The sequence below is a fragment of the Amycolatopsis xylanica genome (genome assembly GCF_900107045.1).
GTDB classification, from domain to species: Bacteria; Actinomycetota; Actinomycetes; order Mycobacteriales; family Pseudonocardiaceae; genus Amycolatopsis; species Amycolatopsis xylanica.
The window spans coordinates 324,441-337,709 of record NZ_FNON01000004.1; the positions used below are offsets into that span (position 1 = coordinate 324,441).

At 68.3% G+C, this 13,269-nt stretch carries 14 protein-coding genes; 8 read left to right on the plus strand and 6 right to left on the minus strand.

The features are described from left to right. Positions 1-88: 88 nt before the first annotated feature. Positions 89-502 (minus strand): VOC family protein, encoded by a 414-nt coding sequence (locus BLV57_RS20470; RefSeq protein WP_091291106.1) that lies wholly within the window; start codon positions 500-502, stop codon positions 89-91. 126 nt (positions 503-628) lie between these two features. Here BLV57_RS20470 and BLV57_RS20475 point away from each other — a divergent pair, with 126 nt between their 5' ends. After that, the gene (locus BLV57_RS20475) at positions 629-1,378 is read left to right on the plus strand and encodes an SAM-dependent methyltransferase (RefSeq protein WP_091291108.1); all 750 of its coding nucleotides are present in this window, start codon (positions 629-631) and stop codon (positions 1,376-1,378) included. On the opposite strand, the gene BLV57_RS42905 is transcribed toward BLV57_RS20475, so the two are convergent. Beyond that, positions 1,375-1,599 (minus strand): hypothetical protein, encoded by a 225-nt coding sequence (locus tag BLV57_RS42905; RefSeq protein WP_143047107.1) that lies wholly within the window; start codon positions 1,597-1,599, stop codon positions 1,375-1,377. The two genes, BLV57_RS20475 and BLV57_RS42905, sit on opposite strands and share 4 nt — an antisense overlap. Before the next feature lie 116 nt (positions 1,600-1,715). On the opposite strand from BLV57_RS42905, the gene BLV57_RS20485 reads away from it, so the two are divergent. The 6 genes from BLV57_RS20485 to BLV57_RS20510 all read left to right on the plus strand — a co-directional run bounded on the left by BLV57_RS20485 (position 1,716) and on the right by BLV57_RS20510 (position 7,515). Continuing rightward, a complete protein-coding gene (locus BLV57_RS20485; protein WP_091291112.1) occupies positions 1,716-2,615 on the plus strand; it encodes a LysR family transcriptional regulator in 900 nt (299 codons plus the stop codon). Between the two features lie 103 nt (positions 2,616-2,718). Next, entirely contained in the window at positions 2,719-3,873 is a 1,155-nt protein-coding gene (locus BLV57_RS20490; protein WP_091291114.1) for a CaiB/BaiF CoA transferase family protein, read from the plus strand. 16 nt (positions 3,874-3,889) lie between these two features. Further along, complete coding sequence (locus tag BLV57_RS20495; protein ID WP_091291117.1) at positions 3,890-4,648, plus strand: crotonase/enoyl-CoA hydratase family protein; 759 nt, start codon at positions 3,890-3,892, stop codon at positions 4,646-4,648. Then, positions 4,645-5,391 carry an acetoacetate decarboxylase gene (locus BLV57_RS20500; RefSeq protein ID WP_091291119.1) on the plus strand — a complete coding sequence of 249 codons (747 nt, stop codon included), beginning with the start codon at positions 4,645-4,647 and terminating at the stop codon, positions 5,389-5,391. The genes BLV57_RS20495 and BLV57_RS20500 overlap by 4 nt, the downstream gene beginning before the upstream one ends. Then, the gene (locus BLV57_RS20505; protein WP_091291121.1) at positions 5,388-6,320 is read left to right on the plus strand and encodes a 3-hydroxyacyl-CoA dehydrogenase NAD-binding domain-containing protein; all 933 of its coding nucleotides are present in this window, start codon (positions 5,388-5,390) and stop codon (positions 6,318-6,320) included. Before BLV57_RS20500 ends, BLV57_RS20505 begins: the two co-directional genes overlap by 4 nt. A gap of 1 nt (position 6,321) precedes the next feature. After that, positions 6,322-7,515: an acyl-CoA dehydrogenase family protein gene (locus BLV57_RS20510; protein WP_091291124.1), complete on the plus strand. Its 1,194-nt coding sequence runs from the start codon at positions 6,322-6,324 to the stop codon at positions 7,513-7,515. A gap of 68 nt (positions 7,516-7,583) precedes the next feature. Here BLV57_RS20510 and BLV57_RS20515 read toward each other — a convergent pair whose 3' ends face one another. Both BLV57_RS20515 and dprE2 read right to left on the minus strand, forming a co-directional pair. Beyond that, positions 7,584-8,765 carry an LCP family protein gene (locus tag BLV57_RS20515; protein WP_091291126.1) on the minus strand — a complete coding sequence of 394 codons (1,182 nt, stop codon included), beginning with the start codon at positions 8,763-8,765 and terminating at the stop codon, positions 7,584-7,586. A gap of 102 nt (positions 8,766-8,867) precedes the next feature. Further along, entirely contained in the window at positions 8,868-9,590 is a 723-nt protein-coding gene (gene dprE2 / locus BLV57_RS20520) for a decaprenylphospho-beta-D-erythro-pentofuranosid-2-ulose 2-reductase (protein ID WP_091291128.1), read from the minus strand. Positions 9,591-9,692: 102 nt separating this feature from the next. On the opposite strand from dprE2, the gene BLV57_RS20525 reads away from it, so the two are divergent. Beyond that, entirely contained in the window at positions 9,693-11,084 is a 1,392-nt protein-coding gene (locus BLV57_RS20525) for an aspartate aminotransferase family protein (RefSeq protein ID WP_091291129.1), read from the plus strand. A gap of 58 nt (positions 11,085-11,142) precedes the next feature. Here BLV57_RS20525 and BLV57_RS20530 read toward each other — a convergent pair whose 3' ends face one another. Together BLV57_RS20530 and BLV57_RS20535 are read right to left on the minus strand one after the other, a co-directional pair. After that, entirely contained in the window at positions 11,143-12,033 is an 891-nt protein-coding gene (locus tag BLV57_RS20530) for a TolB family protein (protein WP_091291131.1), read from the minus strand. After that, positions 12,030-13,226: an MFS transporter gene (locus BLV57_RS20535; protein WP_091291133.1), complete on the minus strand. Its 1,197-nt coding sequence runs from the start codon at positions 13,224-13,226 to the stop codon at positions 12,030-12,032. Before BLV57_RS20535 ends, BLV57_RS20530 begins: the two co-directional genes overlap by 4 nt. Between the last annotated feature and the right edge of the window lie 43 nt (positions 13,227-13,269).

Below are 13,269 nucleotides of genomic sequence, written 5' to 3' on the forward strand. Positions count from 1 at the left end.
ACAGATGGACGACACGATGCCTGGGGCAAGCCCCGCGGGGGCGAGTGCGGGCTCTGTGTGGAGTTTTCAAGCAGCGGTGGGGCTTTGGTCAGTCGCGGGCGGTGATCTGCTGGATGGCCCAGCCGTTGCCGTCGGGGTCTTCGAAGAACACGAAGCCGACGTTGTTGAGGTCGTCTCCCTCCTGCATCGGGCGCGGGCCCTCCTTGCCGAACACCTGGATCTCGCCGACCTCCATGCCGCGTTCGATCAGCTCGGCCCTGGCCTTCGGCAGGTCCTTGACGACCAGCTGGACGCCCTTGAGCGTGCCGGGTGTCATCGCGGTCATGCCCTTGCTCAGCACGATCGAGCAGCCGGAACCGGGCGGTGTCAGCTGGATGAATCCGTTGTCACCTCCCATTCTCGTGTCGTGGTCCACCTTGAAACCGAGCTTGTCGGCGTAGAAGGTCTTGGCGCGGTCCAGATCGGACACCGGCACGGCCACGACTTCCAAGGTCCAGTTCATCGTTTCTCCTTCGGCTGGCGGCAGGGGCGACTCGAGCCCGAGGCCATCGTCGTGGTTGCTCCCGCTCTGTCAAGCGGGGCCGGAAAATCGGATGCGCGCGGCGCCAGGATCCGTAGGCTGCGCGCCGTGGATCGTGACCTCATCTCCCGCCTCGCCCATGCCGATCACCCGATCGCCGCCCCGCTCGCCGACGACTCGGTGCGCGCGCTCCTCGACCGGGCCGTCCGGCCAGGGGACCGCGTGCTCGACCTCGGCTGTGGTGGCGGGGAATGGCTGCTGCGTGCCCTCACCACCCATCCGGACGTGCGCGCCGACGGCGTCGACATCGCCGAGCCTGCCTTGGCTCACGCCGGGGCGGCCGCCAAGGCACTCGGCGTGCGGGACCGGCTCACCCTGCATCGGCAGGACGGGACCGCGTTCGCCTCGGCCGACCCGTTCGACGTCGTGCTGAGCGTCGGGGCCGCGCACGTGTTCGGCGGCCTGCTGCCCACCCTGGCCGCGGCGCGCAAGCACCTGGCGCCCGGCGGGCGGGTGCTCGTCGGCGACGGGTTCTGGGAACGCGAACCCAGCGCGGAAGCCATCGAGATGCTCGGTGACTTCGGCGACCTCACGTCCACAGTGGACAGTGTGGTCGCCGACGGCTGGACGCCCGTCGGCGGGCATGTCAGCACCCGGCGGGAACTGGACGACTACGAGTGGGCCTGGACGGGCTCGCTCGCCTCGTGGGCGCTCGACCGCCAGGAGGACCCGGACGGCCGCGAGGCGCTCACGGTGGCCACCACGCACCGATCCGAATGGTTGCGCACGTATCGGGATTCCTGGGGATTCCTGTGCCTGGTGCTGCGCCGGACCGGCGACGGGAACGCGACGGGCTAGCCGGGCGATCGGCTCGGTGCGACCTCGAATCTCTCGGCCCCCAGCGCCTCGGCGTGCTCATCCTCGGCCGGGACGGCCGCACCGAGCCGGACCGCTTCCACCTGCGCGGCTGCTTTTTGGGTTTCACGGATCACTTCTCCCAGTTCGATTCTGGATATTTTCGGGGAATTCGCTTGCCGCACCGGGCGGGGCGGCGCTGTCAGTGGATGTTTTTCGCTCACTTGTTCGACGGTACGAGGGCGGGGTGGAGGGATGCAACCTTGTCACTCTGAGGAGTGAATGGGGAGGGAGAACGCCCTGATCAGGCGGGGAGCGAAGTCCGGCTAGGCTGGCGGACATGGAGATGCTGCACCTCAGGTATTTCGTCGCGGTCGCCGAGGAACTCAACTTCTCCCAGGCGGCACGCAAGCTGCACATGGCCGCATCTCCGCTGAGCCAGCGCATCAAGGATCTCGAGCACGAACTCGGCCAGAAGCTGTTCGAACGCAGCACGCACAAGGTCGCGCTCACCCCGGCGGGGCAGGCGCTGCTCCCGCTCGCCAAGGACATCCTCGAGCAGGTCAACGCGATCCCCTGGCGGCTGCGCGAGGCGGCCAAGCCCGCACGCAGCACCGTCTTCATCGGCATGCCCGCCGGCGTGCACCCGGCGCTGCGCGACAAGGTCAAGCTGCTCGAGGACCGCTGCCGCGAGCACTTCGATCTCAAGCGATGGCCTGGCACCACAGCGGATCTGGTCGAAGGCGTGCACGAAGGCAGGCTCGCGCTCACCCTCGCCAGGCTGCCGGCGAACGACCCCGCGCTCGCGCAGATCGAGGTGATGTCCGAACGTCTCGGCGCCGCCGTGCCCGCCGATCGCTTCGAGGGACGCACCACCGTCAAGCTCGCCGACCTGACCGATCTGCCGTACATGGCGGCGCCGTCCGAAGCCACGCCCGCCTACTTCGAGCAACTCGACACGGCGCTCTCCGCGGCCGGGGTCAAGAAGCGGCTGAAACTGCCGAGCACGGGCTACAGCGGCATGGCGGAACTTATTTCCAGCGGAATGGGATTCTCGATCTCGATGCTCGATCCGAGTAGTCCCATGCACGGGTACAAACTGGACAATGTCACCATTCTGCCTATTGAGGATTTCGCCCCCGAACTGCGGACCGGCTTGCTCTGGCGCACCGATCGAACCGACCTGAACGAATTGATCGAGCAGGCGAAAACCGTATTCCAGGAGCCGATAATGGTATGACCGCTGCGGTCATACCATTCTTCGCATCATGATCATTCCCTCTTTGTCTTTTCGCTACTAGCGTTATTGGCATAGCGAAGAGAGACACCGAAGAGGAGTGACGATGAACACCACAGAGAACGCCACCGGAGCTTTGGACGGCGTGCGGGTGATCGACCTCTCAACGGTGGTCATGGGCCCGTACGCGGCCCAGATCCTGGGTGACCTCGGCGCGGACGTGATCAAGATCGAGTCGCCGTCCGACACGGTCCGCAACGGCCAGTACCGCACCACCCCCGGCATGACCCCGCTGAACCTCAACGTCAACCGCAACAAGCGCAGCGTGGCGCTGAACCTGAAGGACGAGGACCAGCGCGCCAAGGCGCTCGAGCTGATCGACACCGCCGACGTGCTGATCACCAACATGCGGCCCGGCGCGCTGGCGCGGCTCGGCCTCAACTACGCCGACGTCGCCGAGCGCAACCCGAAGCTGATCTACGCGCACGCCCAGGGTTTCCGCGCCGACTCCGACCGCGCGGGCAACGCCGCGTACGACGAGACCGTGCAGGCGTCTTCCGGCCTGGTCGACATCACGAACCGCGCGCTCGGCACCCCCGCCTACCTGCCGACCATCATCGGCGACAAGGTCTCGGCGCTGACCATCGCCTACTCCGTGCTCGCGGCGCTCGTGCACCAGCGCAAGACCGGTGAAGGCCAGCACATCGAGATCCCGATGACCGACACGCTGATCGCGTTCAACCTGGTCGAGCACCTCTCCGGGCACGTGTTCGAGCCGGTACACGGCCAGACCGGATTCCCGCTGTCGATGCTGCAGGGCCACGCCGCGGTGCCCACCAAGGACGGCCTCGCCTGCGTGATCCCCTACAACCCGCAGAACTTCCGCGACTTCTTCCAGGCGGCGGGGCGTCCCGATCTCGCCGAGGACCCGCGCGTCAACGGTGACACGGTCGCCCCGGAGGACCAGACGGCGATGATGGCGCTGGTCACCGAGTGCGCGCCGGCGCTGACCACCGAGGAGTGGTCCGAGGTCTGCGCGAAGCACAGCATCCCGATGGCCCCGGTGCTCGAACTCGACAAGGCGCACGAGGACACCTACGTCCGCGAAGGCCACCTGCTCGACGTCGTCGACCACCCGAGCGAGGGCAAGATCCGCTCCGTCGGCATCCCGGTCAAGTTCTCGGCCACCCCCGCCTCGGTCCGCTCGCTCGCCCCGCTTCCCGGGCAGCACACCGCTGAGGTCCTCAGCGAACTCGCGTAAGAAAGAAGGCACCACCATGAGTGTGCGCACCGAAATCCTCGGTTCTTCACTGCTCATCACGATCGACCGGCCCCAGGCCCGCAACGCCGTCGACGCGGCGGTCGCGCGGGGCATCGCCGCCGCGATCGACCAGCTCGAAGCCGACCCGAACCTCCGCGTCGGCGTACTGACCGGCGCCGAGGGAACCTTCAGCGCGGGGATGGACCTCAAGGCGGCGCTGAAGGGCGAATCGCCGGAGATCGACGGCCGCGGCTTCGGCGGGCTGACCGAGACCCAGACCACCAAGCCACTGATCGCGGCCGTCGAAGGCTTCGCGATGGGCGGCGGGTTCGAACTCGCGCTGGCCTGCGACCTGATCGTCGCCGCCGAGGACGCGCAGTTCGGCCTCCCCGAGGTCAAGCGCGGCCTGGTCGCCGCGGGCGGCGGCGTCATCCGCCTGCCGCAACGGATCCCGCACCACCTGGCGATGGAGTTCCTGCTCACCGGCGAGCCGGTCACCGGCGCCCGCGCCGCGGAACTCGGCCTGGTGAACCGGGTCGTCGCACCCGGCGAGGCCGCCGCGGTCGCGCTCCAGCTCGCCGAGCGGCTCACGGCCAACGCGCCGCTCGCGCTGGCCGCCGTGAAGAAGATCGTCACCGCCGCGCACGGTGTCCCGGAGGCCGACGCCTTCGAGGCGCAGCGCAAGGAAATGGCTCAGCTGATGGGTTCGGCCGACGTCCGTGAAGGCATGCAGGCCTTCGCCGAGCGCCGCCAGCCGGTTTGGACAGGACGATGAACACCCAGGAAGTGCTCCAGCACGTCACGACCCCGCTCGCGAACCCCGCGTACGCGCCGGTGGTCCCCCGCTTCACCAACCGCGAGTACCTCAACATCGTCTACCGGACGGACTTCGACGCCCTGCGCGCCGTCGTCCCCGAGCCGCTCGAGATCGAAGAGCCGCTGGTGCGCTTCGAGGTCATGAAGATGGGCGACGTCAGCGGCTACGGCCCGTACACCGAGTCCGGCCAGGCGATCCCGGTCACCTTCGACGGCGAGCGCGGCGAGTACCTGCACGCGATGTACCTCGACAACTTCGCCGCGACCGCGTCCGGCCGCGAGATCAGCGCCTACCCCAAGACCGTCGGCGCGCCGAACCTCTACGCCGACAACGGCACGCTGGTCGGGACGCTCGACTACGGCACGCTCCGGGTCGCCACCGCGACCATGGGGTACAAGCACAACCGGCTCGACCCGCGTGAGGCCGAGGCCCAGATCACCGTGCCGACCTTCATGCTCAAGATCATCCCGGACTACGACGGCAGCCCGCGCGTCAACGAGCTGGTCCGCACCGAGATCACCGACGTGGTGGTCAAGGAGGCGTGGACCGGGCCCGCGCGGCTGCAACTGTTCGAGCACGTGCTGGCGCCGCTGGCGGATCTGCCGGTGCGGGAAGTCGTTTCCGCCAGCCACATCCTCACCGACCTCACCCTGGCTCCGGTCAAGCCGGTCTACGACTACTTGAAGGAAGCCCGGTCATGAAGTTCGAGAAAGCCGCCGTCATCGGCGCGGGCACCATCGGCCTCTCCTGGACCGCCTTGTTCGTCGGGCACGGCATGGAGGTCTGGGTCTCCGACCCGCGGCCGGATCTGCGCGAGGCCGTCGACGCCGCGCTCGCCGAGTTCGGGCCGCACCTGGGTGTCACGCTCGATCCCGCGAAGGTGCACCTGGCCAAGGACGTCACGGAAGCCGTGCGCGACGCGGACATCGTGCAGGAGAACGGCCCGGAGAACGTCGAGTTCAAGAAGGACCTCTTCGCCACGCTGGTGAAGGAAGCCCCGTCGCACGCGCTGCTGCTGAGCAGCTCCAGCGCGATCCCGTCGACCGCCTTCACCGGCGAGATCGAAGACGCGTCCCGGATCCTCATCGGGCACCCGTTCAACCCGCCGCACCTGATCCCGCTGGTCGAGGTCGTGCCGGGCGAGCGGACCAGCGAGGAGGCCACGCAGGCCGCCGTCGAGTTCTACCGCTTCGTCGGCCGCGTGCCGGTGGTGGAGCGCAAGGAGATCCCCGGTTTCGTGGGCAACCGCCTGCAGAACGCGCTGAGCCGCGAAGCCATCTACCTCGTCGAGCAAGGCGTGGTCACACCGGCGGAACTCGACGACGTGATGACCAACTCGCTGGGCATCCGCTGGTCGACCGTCGGGCCGTTCCTCGGCTCGCACCTCGGCGGCGGCCCGGGCGGGTACCGGCACATGGCCGAGCACATCGGTGTGTCGATGAAGAAGATGTGGGCCGGTCTCGGCCAGCCCGAGCAAGGCCCGGCGGAACAAGAAGAACTGATCAAGGCAGTCGAAAAGGCTTACGGCTCCTCCACGTATTCGGAGCTTTCCGAGACGCGCGACCGTAAGCAGCTCGCGGTGCTGTCCGCTTTGGACAGTGCCACCAGCGTTAACAAGGAGGAGAACTGATATGAGCACCACCCTGGAAGACCAGCTCGTCGCCGACTTCTACGACTACGAGACCCTGCTCTCGGACGAGGAGCGCAAGGTACTGCTGAAGACCCGCGACTTCATGCGCACCCAGGTCAAGCCGCTGGTCAATGAGAACTGGGCGAAGGGCGAGTTCCCCAAGGAGCTCATCGGCATGTTCCGCGAGCAGGGACTGGCCGGGCTGCCCTATGAGGGCTACGGCGAGCACCGGGCCGCCGCGTCGAACCTGCTGAGCGGCATGATGGCGATGGAGATGACCCGCACCGACCCGTCGGTCGCCACCTTCTTCGGTGTCCACAACGGACTCGCGATGTACAGCATCTACGCGGGCGGCGACCAGGAGCAGCGCGACCGCTGGCTCCCGGAGATGGCCGCGATGGACAAGATCGGCGCGTTCGCGATGACCGAGCCGCTCGGCGGTTCGGATGTCGCCGGTGGCATGCGCACCACCGCCAAGCGTGACGGCGACACCTGGGTGCTCAACGGCGCCAAGAAGTGGATCGGCAACGCGACCTTCGCCGACTACATCGTGGTGTGGGCGCGCGACGTCGATGACAACAAGGTCAAGGGTTTCGTCGTCGAGAAGGAGATGCCCGGCTTCTCGCCGGTCAAGATCGAGAACAAGATCGCGTTCCGGATCGTCGAGAACGCCGAGATCACGCTGACCGACGTCCGGGTCCCGGAGGCCAACCGGCTGCAGAACATCAACTCGTTCCGCGATGTCGGCGAGATCCTGCGCGCCACCCGCGGCGGCGTCGCCTGGCAGGCGCTGGGCGTGATGATCGGCGCGTACGAGCTCGCGCTGGACTACGCCAAGGAGCGCAAGCAGTTCGGCCGCCCGATCGCGCGGTTCCAGATGGTGCAGGACCTGCTGGTGAAGAGCCTCGGCAACATCACCGCCTCGTGGGGCATGCTGATCCAGCTGGCGCACCTGCAGGACGCGGGGATCTTCAAGGACGAGCACTCGTCGCTGGCGAAGGCCTTCGTCACCTCGCGGATGCGTGAGGTCGTGGCCTGGAGCCGGGAGATCTTCGGCGGCAACGGGATCGTGCTCGACTACGACATCGCGCGGTTCTTCGCCGACGCCGAGGCGATCTACTCGTTCGAGGGCACCCGCGAGATGAACACGCTGATCGTCGGCAAGGCGATCACCGGTGAGAGCGCGTTCGTATAAGGAAGGCGGGATAAAGCGGGCTTTACTCCAGGCACCCCCGTGCATGGAGTAAAGCCCGCTTTATCCCGTTAGTTCACACAGCCGGTGGCGTTCGACGTCACCGGCTGCTCCGTGTTCGAGGTGGTCTGGGCGGTGTTCTTGATGCGGCCGACGCCCCCGCTGGAGTCGGTGCCGGTTCCGGTCGAGGCGTTGCCGTTGACGGCCTGGCCGGTGACCTGCTTGACGAACGCGCGGATCTGGCCGAGGTCGACCTTGACCGCGTCGCCATCGCCGGTAGCCATGCTCAGCGACTGCACCGGGACCGTGGTGAAGGTGATCGAACCCGCGCTGAGGCCACGCAACTGCTGGGCGAAGCTGAAGATGTCCCAGCCCTTGTCGATGACCAGCGAGCCCTGCACAGCCGAGATCAGATCGGACAGCTTCGTCGGATCGCTCAAGGTGCCCGCGCTGAGGATCTTCTTGGCCATGCCGGACAGGAAGGCCTGCTGCCGCTTGATGCGGTCGAGGTCGCTGGGCAGGCCGTGACGCTGGCGGACGAACGCGAGCGCCTCCGCGCCGGAGATCGTCTGCTCGCCAGCCGGGAAGTTCGCCCCCGAGTACTTGTCGTTGACCGGGTTGTTCAGGCAGACCGAGACACCGCCGATGGCGTTGCTCAGCGAGTAGAAACCGGCGAGGTTCACCGCGGCGTAGTGGTTGATCGTCAGGCCGGTGACCTGCTGGACCGTTTCGACGGCGGTACGCGCACCCGCCGCGTCGCTCTGCTTCTCCAGTTCGGCGCCGCTGAGGCCCTGGGCGCGCAACTGGTTCTTCGCGGCGTTCTTTCCCCGGCTGAACGCGGAATTGATCTTGTGGGAACCGAGGCCGCCGGCGAGCGGGACATAGGAGTCGCGCGGGATGGAGATCGCGGTCGCCGCTCCCCCGCCCGCGGGCAGGTGGACGACGATGATCGAGTCGGTGGTGTCGCCGCCGTCTTCGGAGCTGCCCGCGTGCAACTGGTCGAGCAGCGCCTGCGGGAGCGGGTTGCCCTGCGCGTCGTTCCGCGAGTCGATGCCGACCAGCAGGATGTTCTGGTCGACCGAGGACGGGGAGACGCCTTCCGGGATCTTCGCCGACGGCGCGATGACGTCGGCGACGGTGATGCCGGTGTCGAGCTTGCTCAGCTGCGCCCAGGCGTAGCCGGTGCCGCCGAGCACGGTCAGCGCGACGAGGCCGAGGGCACTACGCCGCCAAACACGGTGAGTAACCAACACGACCGCTTTCCTCCCAGAGAGTATGAAACCCAGTGATTTCCAGAATCACCGCGATTCCTGGGAAGAAGCTGAGAAAGTCTTTCAGTTCTTGTTATAAGTGCGTCAGCGTGGCATACGACGCCAGATCGCCCGAGGCAGAAGCTTCATGATGGCGAACACGGGGCGTAGCACTCCGGGCACCCAGACGACTGAACGGCGTTTGCGCAACGCCGCGACCGTCGCGTCGGCGACCTGATCCGGGGTGCTGGAGAACGGCGCGGGCGACATGCCTTCGGTCATCCGGCCGATCACGAAGCCGGGGCGCACCAGCAGCAGGTGGACGCCGGTGCCGTGCAGCGCGTCGGCGAGCCCGCTCGCGAAGCCGTCGAGCCCTGCCTTCGCCGAGCCGTAGACGTAGTTGGCGCGGCGGACCCGGACACCCGCGACCGAGCTGAACACCACGAGTTGCCCGCCGCCCTGCTTGCGCAGAAGATTCGCGAGGTGGGTGAGCACGCTCACGTGGGCCACGTAGTCGGTGTGGACGACGGAAATCGCGTGCGCCGCGTCGGCTTCCGCGCGAGCCTGGTCACCCAGGATGCCGAAGGAGACGACAACGGTGTCGAGCTTGCCAAGGCTTGCGAAGAGCGCTTCATGGGCGTCGAGGTCATCGGCGTCGAACTCGACGCGCTCGACCTCGGCCTTGTCAAGCAGTGCGGCTTCCTTGTCGAGCTCCGCGCTGCGACGTGCGGCGAGGATCACCTTGGTGGCGCCACCGTCGACGAGCCTGCGCGCCACTTCCAGGCCGATCTCGCTGCGGCCGCCGAGGACAAGCACCGTTCCAGTCACCCGCGCGAGTCTGCCACGGCCACGATTCGGTTGCTTACCGGCTTCAAATGTGCGATAAACGTAGAAGACAGATACCCTGGCTACGAAATCAGTGAGGAAGCGATGACTGCCACCGCCGAGACCGCCACCTGGACCTCGGACCGGCTCGCCACGTCGGCCCGCGACCACCTGTGGATGCACTTCACCCGCCACGGGGACGGAGCCAACGCCGACATCCCGGTGATGGTCCGCGGCGAGGGCGCGTACGTCTGGGACGCGCGCGGCAACCGCTACCTCGACGGGCTCGCGGGCCTGTTCGCCGTCGGCGTCGGCCACGGCCGCGAGGAGCTGGCGGAGGCGGCGGCGAAGCAGACGCGGGAACTCGCGTACTTCCCGTTGTGGGGCAACGCGCACCCGGCCGCGATCCAGCTCGCCGAGCGGCTCGCGAACGACGCGCCCGGCGACCTCAACCGCGTGTTCTTCACCGTCAGCGGCGGCGAATCCGTCGAGACGGCGTGGAAACTCGCGAAGGCTTACTACAAGCAGATCGGCAAGCCCACCAAGCACAAAGTCGTCAGCCGCGCACTGGCGTACCACGGCACTTCGGCAGGCGCGCTTTCGCTGACCGGGCTGCCCGGCGCGAGGCAGGACTTCGAGCCGCTGGTGCCGAGCGCGCTGAAGGTGCCGAACACCAACTTCTACCGCGCCCCGGTGCACGCGGACGACTACGACGCCTTCGGCCGCTGGACCGCCGACCAGATCGCGCAGGCCATCGAGTTCGAGGGCCCGGACACGGTCGCGGCGGTGTTCCTCGAGCCGCTGCAGAACACCGGCGGCTGCTTCCCGCCGCCGCCCGGCTACTTCGAGCGGGTGCGGGAGATCTGCGACCAGTACGACGTGCTGCTCGTCTCCGACGAGGTGATCTGCGCGTTCGGCAGGCTCGGGCACGACTTCGGCGCCAAGCGTTACGGCTACCAGCCCGACATCATCACCACTGCCAAGGGCCTGACCTCGGGGTACGCCCCGCTGGGCGCGGTGCTGGCGAGCGATCGGCTGATGGAGCCGTTCACCCGGGGCACGACCACGTTCATGCACGGGTCGACCTACGGCGGGCACCCGGTCTCGTGCGCGGTCGCGCTGGCGAACCTGGACCTGATCGAGCGCGAGGACATCTACGGCAACGTGCTGCGCAACGAGTCGGCGTTCCGGTCCACTTTGGACAAGCTGACCGACCTGCCGATCGTCGGTGACATCCGCGGCGCCGGGTTCTTCTACGGCATCGAGCTGGTCAAGGACAAGGCCACCAAGGAGACGTTCACACAGGCGGAATCCGAGCGGGTGCTGCACAAGTACCTGTCGGGTTCGCTGTTCGACAACGGGCTCTACTGCCGCGCGGACGACCGAGGCGAGCCGGTCATCCAGCTCGCGCCGCCGCTGATCTGCGAGCAGTCGCACTTCGACGAGATCGAGTCCATCCTGCGCGCCTCCCTGACGGAGGCCTGGAAGCTGCTCTGACTCAAGGGCTCGTGAGTGGCGCGGCCGGTTCTAACCGGCCTAAACACTCACGACCCCATCACCGGGCCACCGCGGGGGACGCGGCGTCGTGGCGGAGCACTTCCGGCGCGCCCTTGCCGGAGGCCGGGACGCGGTAGACGGTGTGCTCGCGTGAGTACGCCACGAACTCGTCGTCGAGCCATTGTGCCTGGTCATCGACGTGCTCGGGCTCCGACAGCGCGACGTCCGCGCCGGACGCGAGGTCGAGCACGTGCAGCCGCCAGCGGTCGCCGGTGCGGAACTTGTACGCGATGCGCGTGCCGTCCGGGGACAGCGACGGGCACTCGGCGTTCTCCCGGACCGACGTCAGCGTCCGCGTCGCGAGCGAGCCCTTGACCAGCCACGTCTTCCCGCCCGACGCGGCGGTCGCGTAGAAGGTGTCGTCGTCGCGGGCGAAGGTCACGCCCCAGAAGTTGGTGTCGGCGGAGGTGTGGGGCCTGCCGTCCACGAGCAGCTTGAAGTCCTCGAGTGAGCCGTAGTGGACGCCGTGCGCGAGGTCGTAGATCCCGGCGGTGGTGGAGAAAGTGCCGACCGCGCCGAGGTAGCCGTCTCCCGTTCGGAAGACCGTCCAACCTGCCAGATGGCCGGTGGGGGCGACGCGGACGCGGCTCGGCGTGCCCCATTCGGTGAGGCGCAAGCGTTCCCCGGAGGCGTCGAGTACCAGCAGCTCGGCGCGGTCGGGCACCGCCGTGGTGCGCAGGCAGGCAAGCGTTCCCGCCGACGCGTCGACGCGCTGGCAGGCGGGCCCGACACGGTCGCCCTCGCGGACGCGGCCGCCACCGTCCACATAGAGCAACTCGCCGCTGCGGAGTTCGAGTGGTTGTTCTTGTTGCGCGCCAACGGATCGCCAGCCGACGAACACGCCACCCGCGACGAGTACGGCGGCGATCAGCACGACGCCCCGGTTCATCGGCGGGCCCCGGCCGCGATCGCACCGGCGAGCAGGAGCGCGAACAGGCCGAACGCGGGCGCGAGGCCCAGTCCGTTGGCCACGACCCCGAAGAGCACCGCGCCCGCCGCCCGCGCCACCGCCTGGGCGGTCTGGACGACCGCGAGCCCGGTCGCGCGGAGGCCCTCCGGCACGAGCGGACCCGCGAAGGCCATCAGCACGCCGTCGGTGGACGCGTAGAAAACGCCGTGTGCCAGCGAAACCAGCGCGGCCGCGAACCAGCCCTGCGGCGAAGACGCGACGAGAACGTAGCCGACGAGCAGCACGACGTGCCCGGCCAGGAACACCTTCCAGCGTCCGAGCTTGTCGGCGAGCCTGCCGATCGGGGCGGCGGCGACCATGAAGATCAGCGCGGTCGCCAGCGGCAGCAGCGGCAGCACCCCCGACGGGAGCCCAGTGGTCCGCTGGACGCCGACGAACAGGAACATGTCGCCGACCGTGAAGAGCCCGAGCAGTGCGGCGAACACGCACACCCGGCGCAGGTCACGGTCACGCAGTGGCGCCCAACTCAATTTCGGCCTGGGAGCCGGGACGACGGCGGGCGCGCGGACGAACAGCGCGAGCACCAGCACGGCGGACACGGCGAGGCAGAAGCTCACGGCGAACACGGCCGTGTAGTCCATGACCAGCATGCTGAGCAGGCCGAACGCCAGCAGCGGGCCGAGCAGCGCGCCAGCGGTGTCCAGCGCACGATGCACCCCGAACGCCCTGCCGAGCGCGTCGGCGGGGGTGGCCTGGGTGATCATCGCGTCGCGGGGGCCGGTGCGGATGCCCTTGCCTGCCCGGTCGACGCCGATCACCACCCCCAGCGCGGCCACCGAGGATCCGGCGAGCGGGAAGCCGAGCTTGGTCAGCGCGGACAGGCCGTAGCCGGTCAACGCGACGGCCTTCGGGCGGCGGAGCCGGTCGGCGAGATGGCCGCCGAGCAGGCGCAGCACCGCCGTCGCGCCGGTGTAGAGGCCGTCGATCGCGCCGAGTTGCAGGTAGCCGACGCCGAGGCCGTAGACGAGATAGAGCGGGAGTACCGCGGTCACCATCTCGGCGGACATATCGGTGATCAGGCTGACCACGCCGAGGCCGATGACCGTGGCCGGGACGGGGCGCGCGGCTTTTCCGGAGGGCAGGACGGCGGAGCGGACGGACGAGAGGTACATCGCGGGAGCCTTTCCTGGGAAAGGGGCGCACGGCCGTGCGCCC

Coding starts and splice junctions, on each gene's coding strand:
- BLV57_RS20470 (WP_091291106.1), bottom strand. CDS start 502: ATGAACTGGACCTTGGAAGTCGTGGCCGTGCCGGTGTCCGATCTGGAC.
- BLV57_RS20485 (WP_091291112.1), top strand. CDS start 1,716: ATGGAGATGCTGCACCTCAGGTATTTCGTCGCGGTCGCCGAGGAACTC.
- BLV57_RS20490 (WP_091291114.1), top strand. CDS start 2,719: ATGAACACCACAGAGAACGCCACCGGAGCTTTGGACGGCGTGCGGGTG.
- BLV57_RS20495 (WP_091291117.1), top strand. CDS start 3,890: ATGAGTGTGCGCACCGAAATCCTCGGTTCTTCACTGCTCATCACGATC.
- BLV57_RS20500 (WP_091291119.1), top strand. CDS start 4,645: ATGAACACCCAGGAAGTGCTCCAGCACGTCACGACCCCGCTCGCGAAC.
- BLV57_RS20505 (WP_091291121.1), top strand. CDS start 5,388: ATGAAGTTCGAGAAAGCCGCCGTCATCGGCGCGGGCACCATCGGCCTC.
- BLV57_RS20510 (WP_091291124.1), top strand. CDS start 6,322: ATGAGCACCACCCTGGAAGACCAGCTCGTCGCCGACTTCTACGACTAC.
- BLV57_RS20525 (WP_091291129.1), top strand. CDS start 9,693: ATGACTGCCACCGCCGAGACCGCCACCTGGACCTCGGACCGGCTCGCC.
- BLV57_RS20530 (WP_091291131.1), bottom strand. CDS start 12,033: ATGAACCGGGGCGTCGTGCTGATCGCCGCCGTACTCGTCGCGGGTGGC.
- BLV57_RS20535 (WP_091291133.1), bottom strand. CDS start 13,226: ATGTACCTCTCGTCCGTCCGCTCCGCCGTCCTGCCCTCCGGAAAAGCC.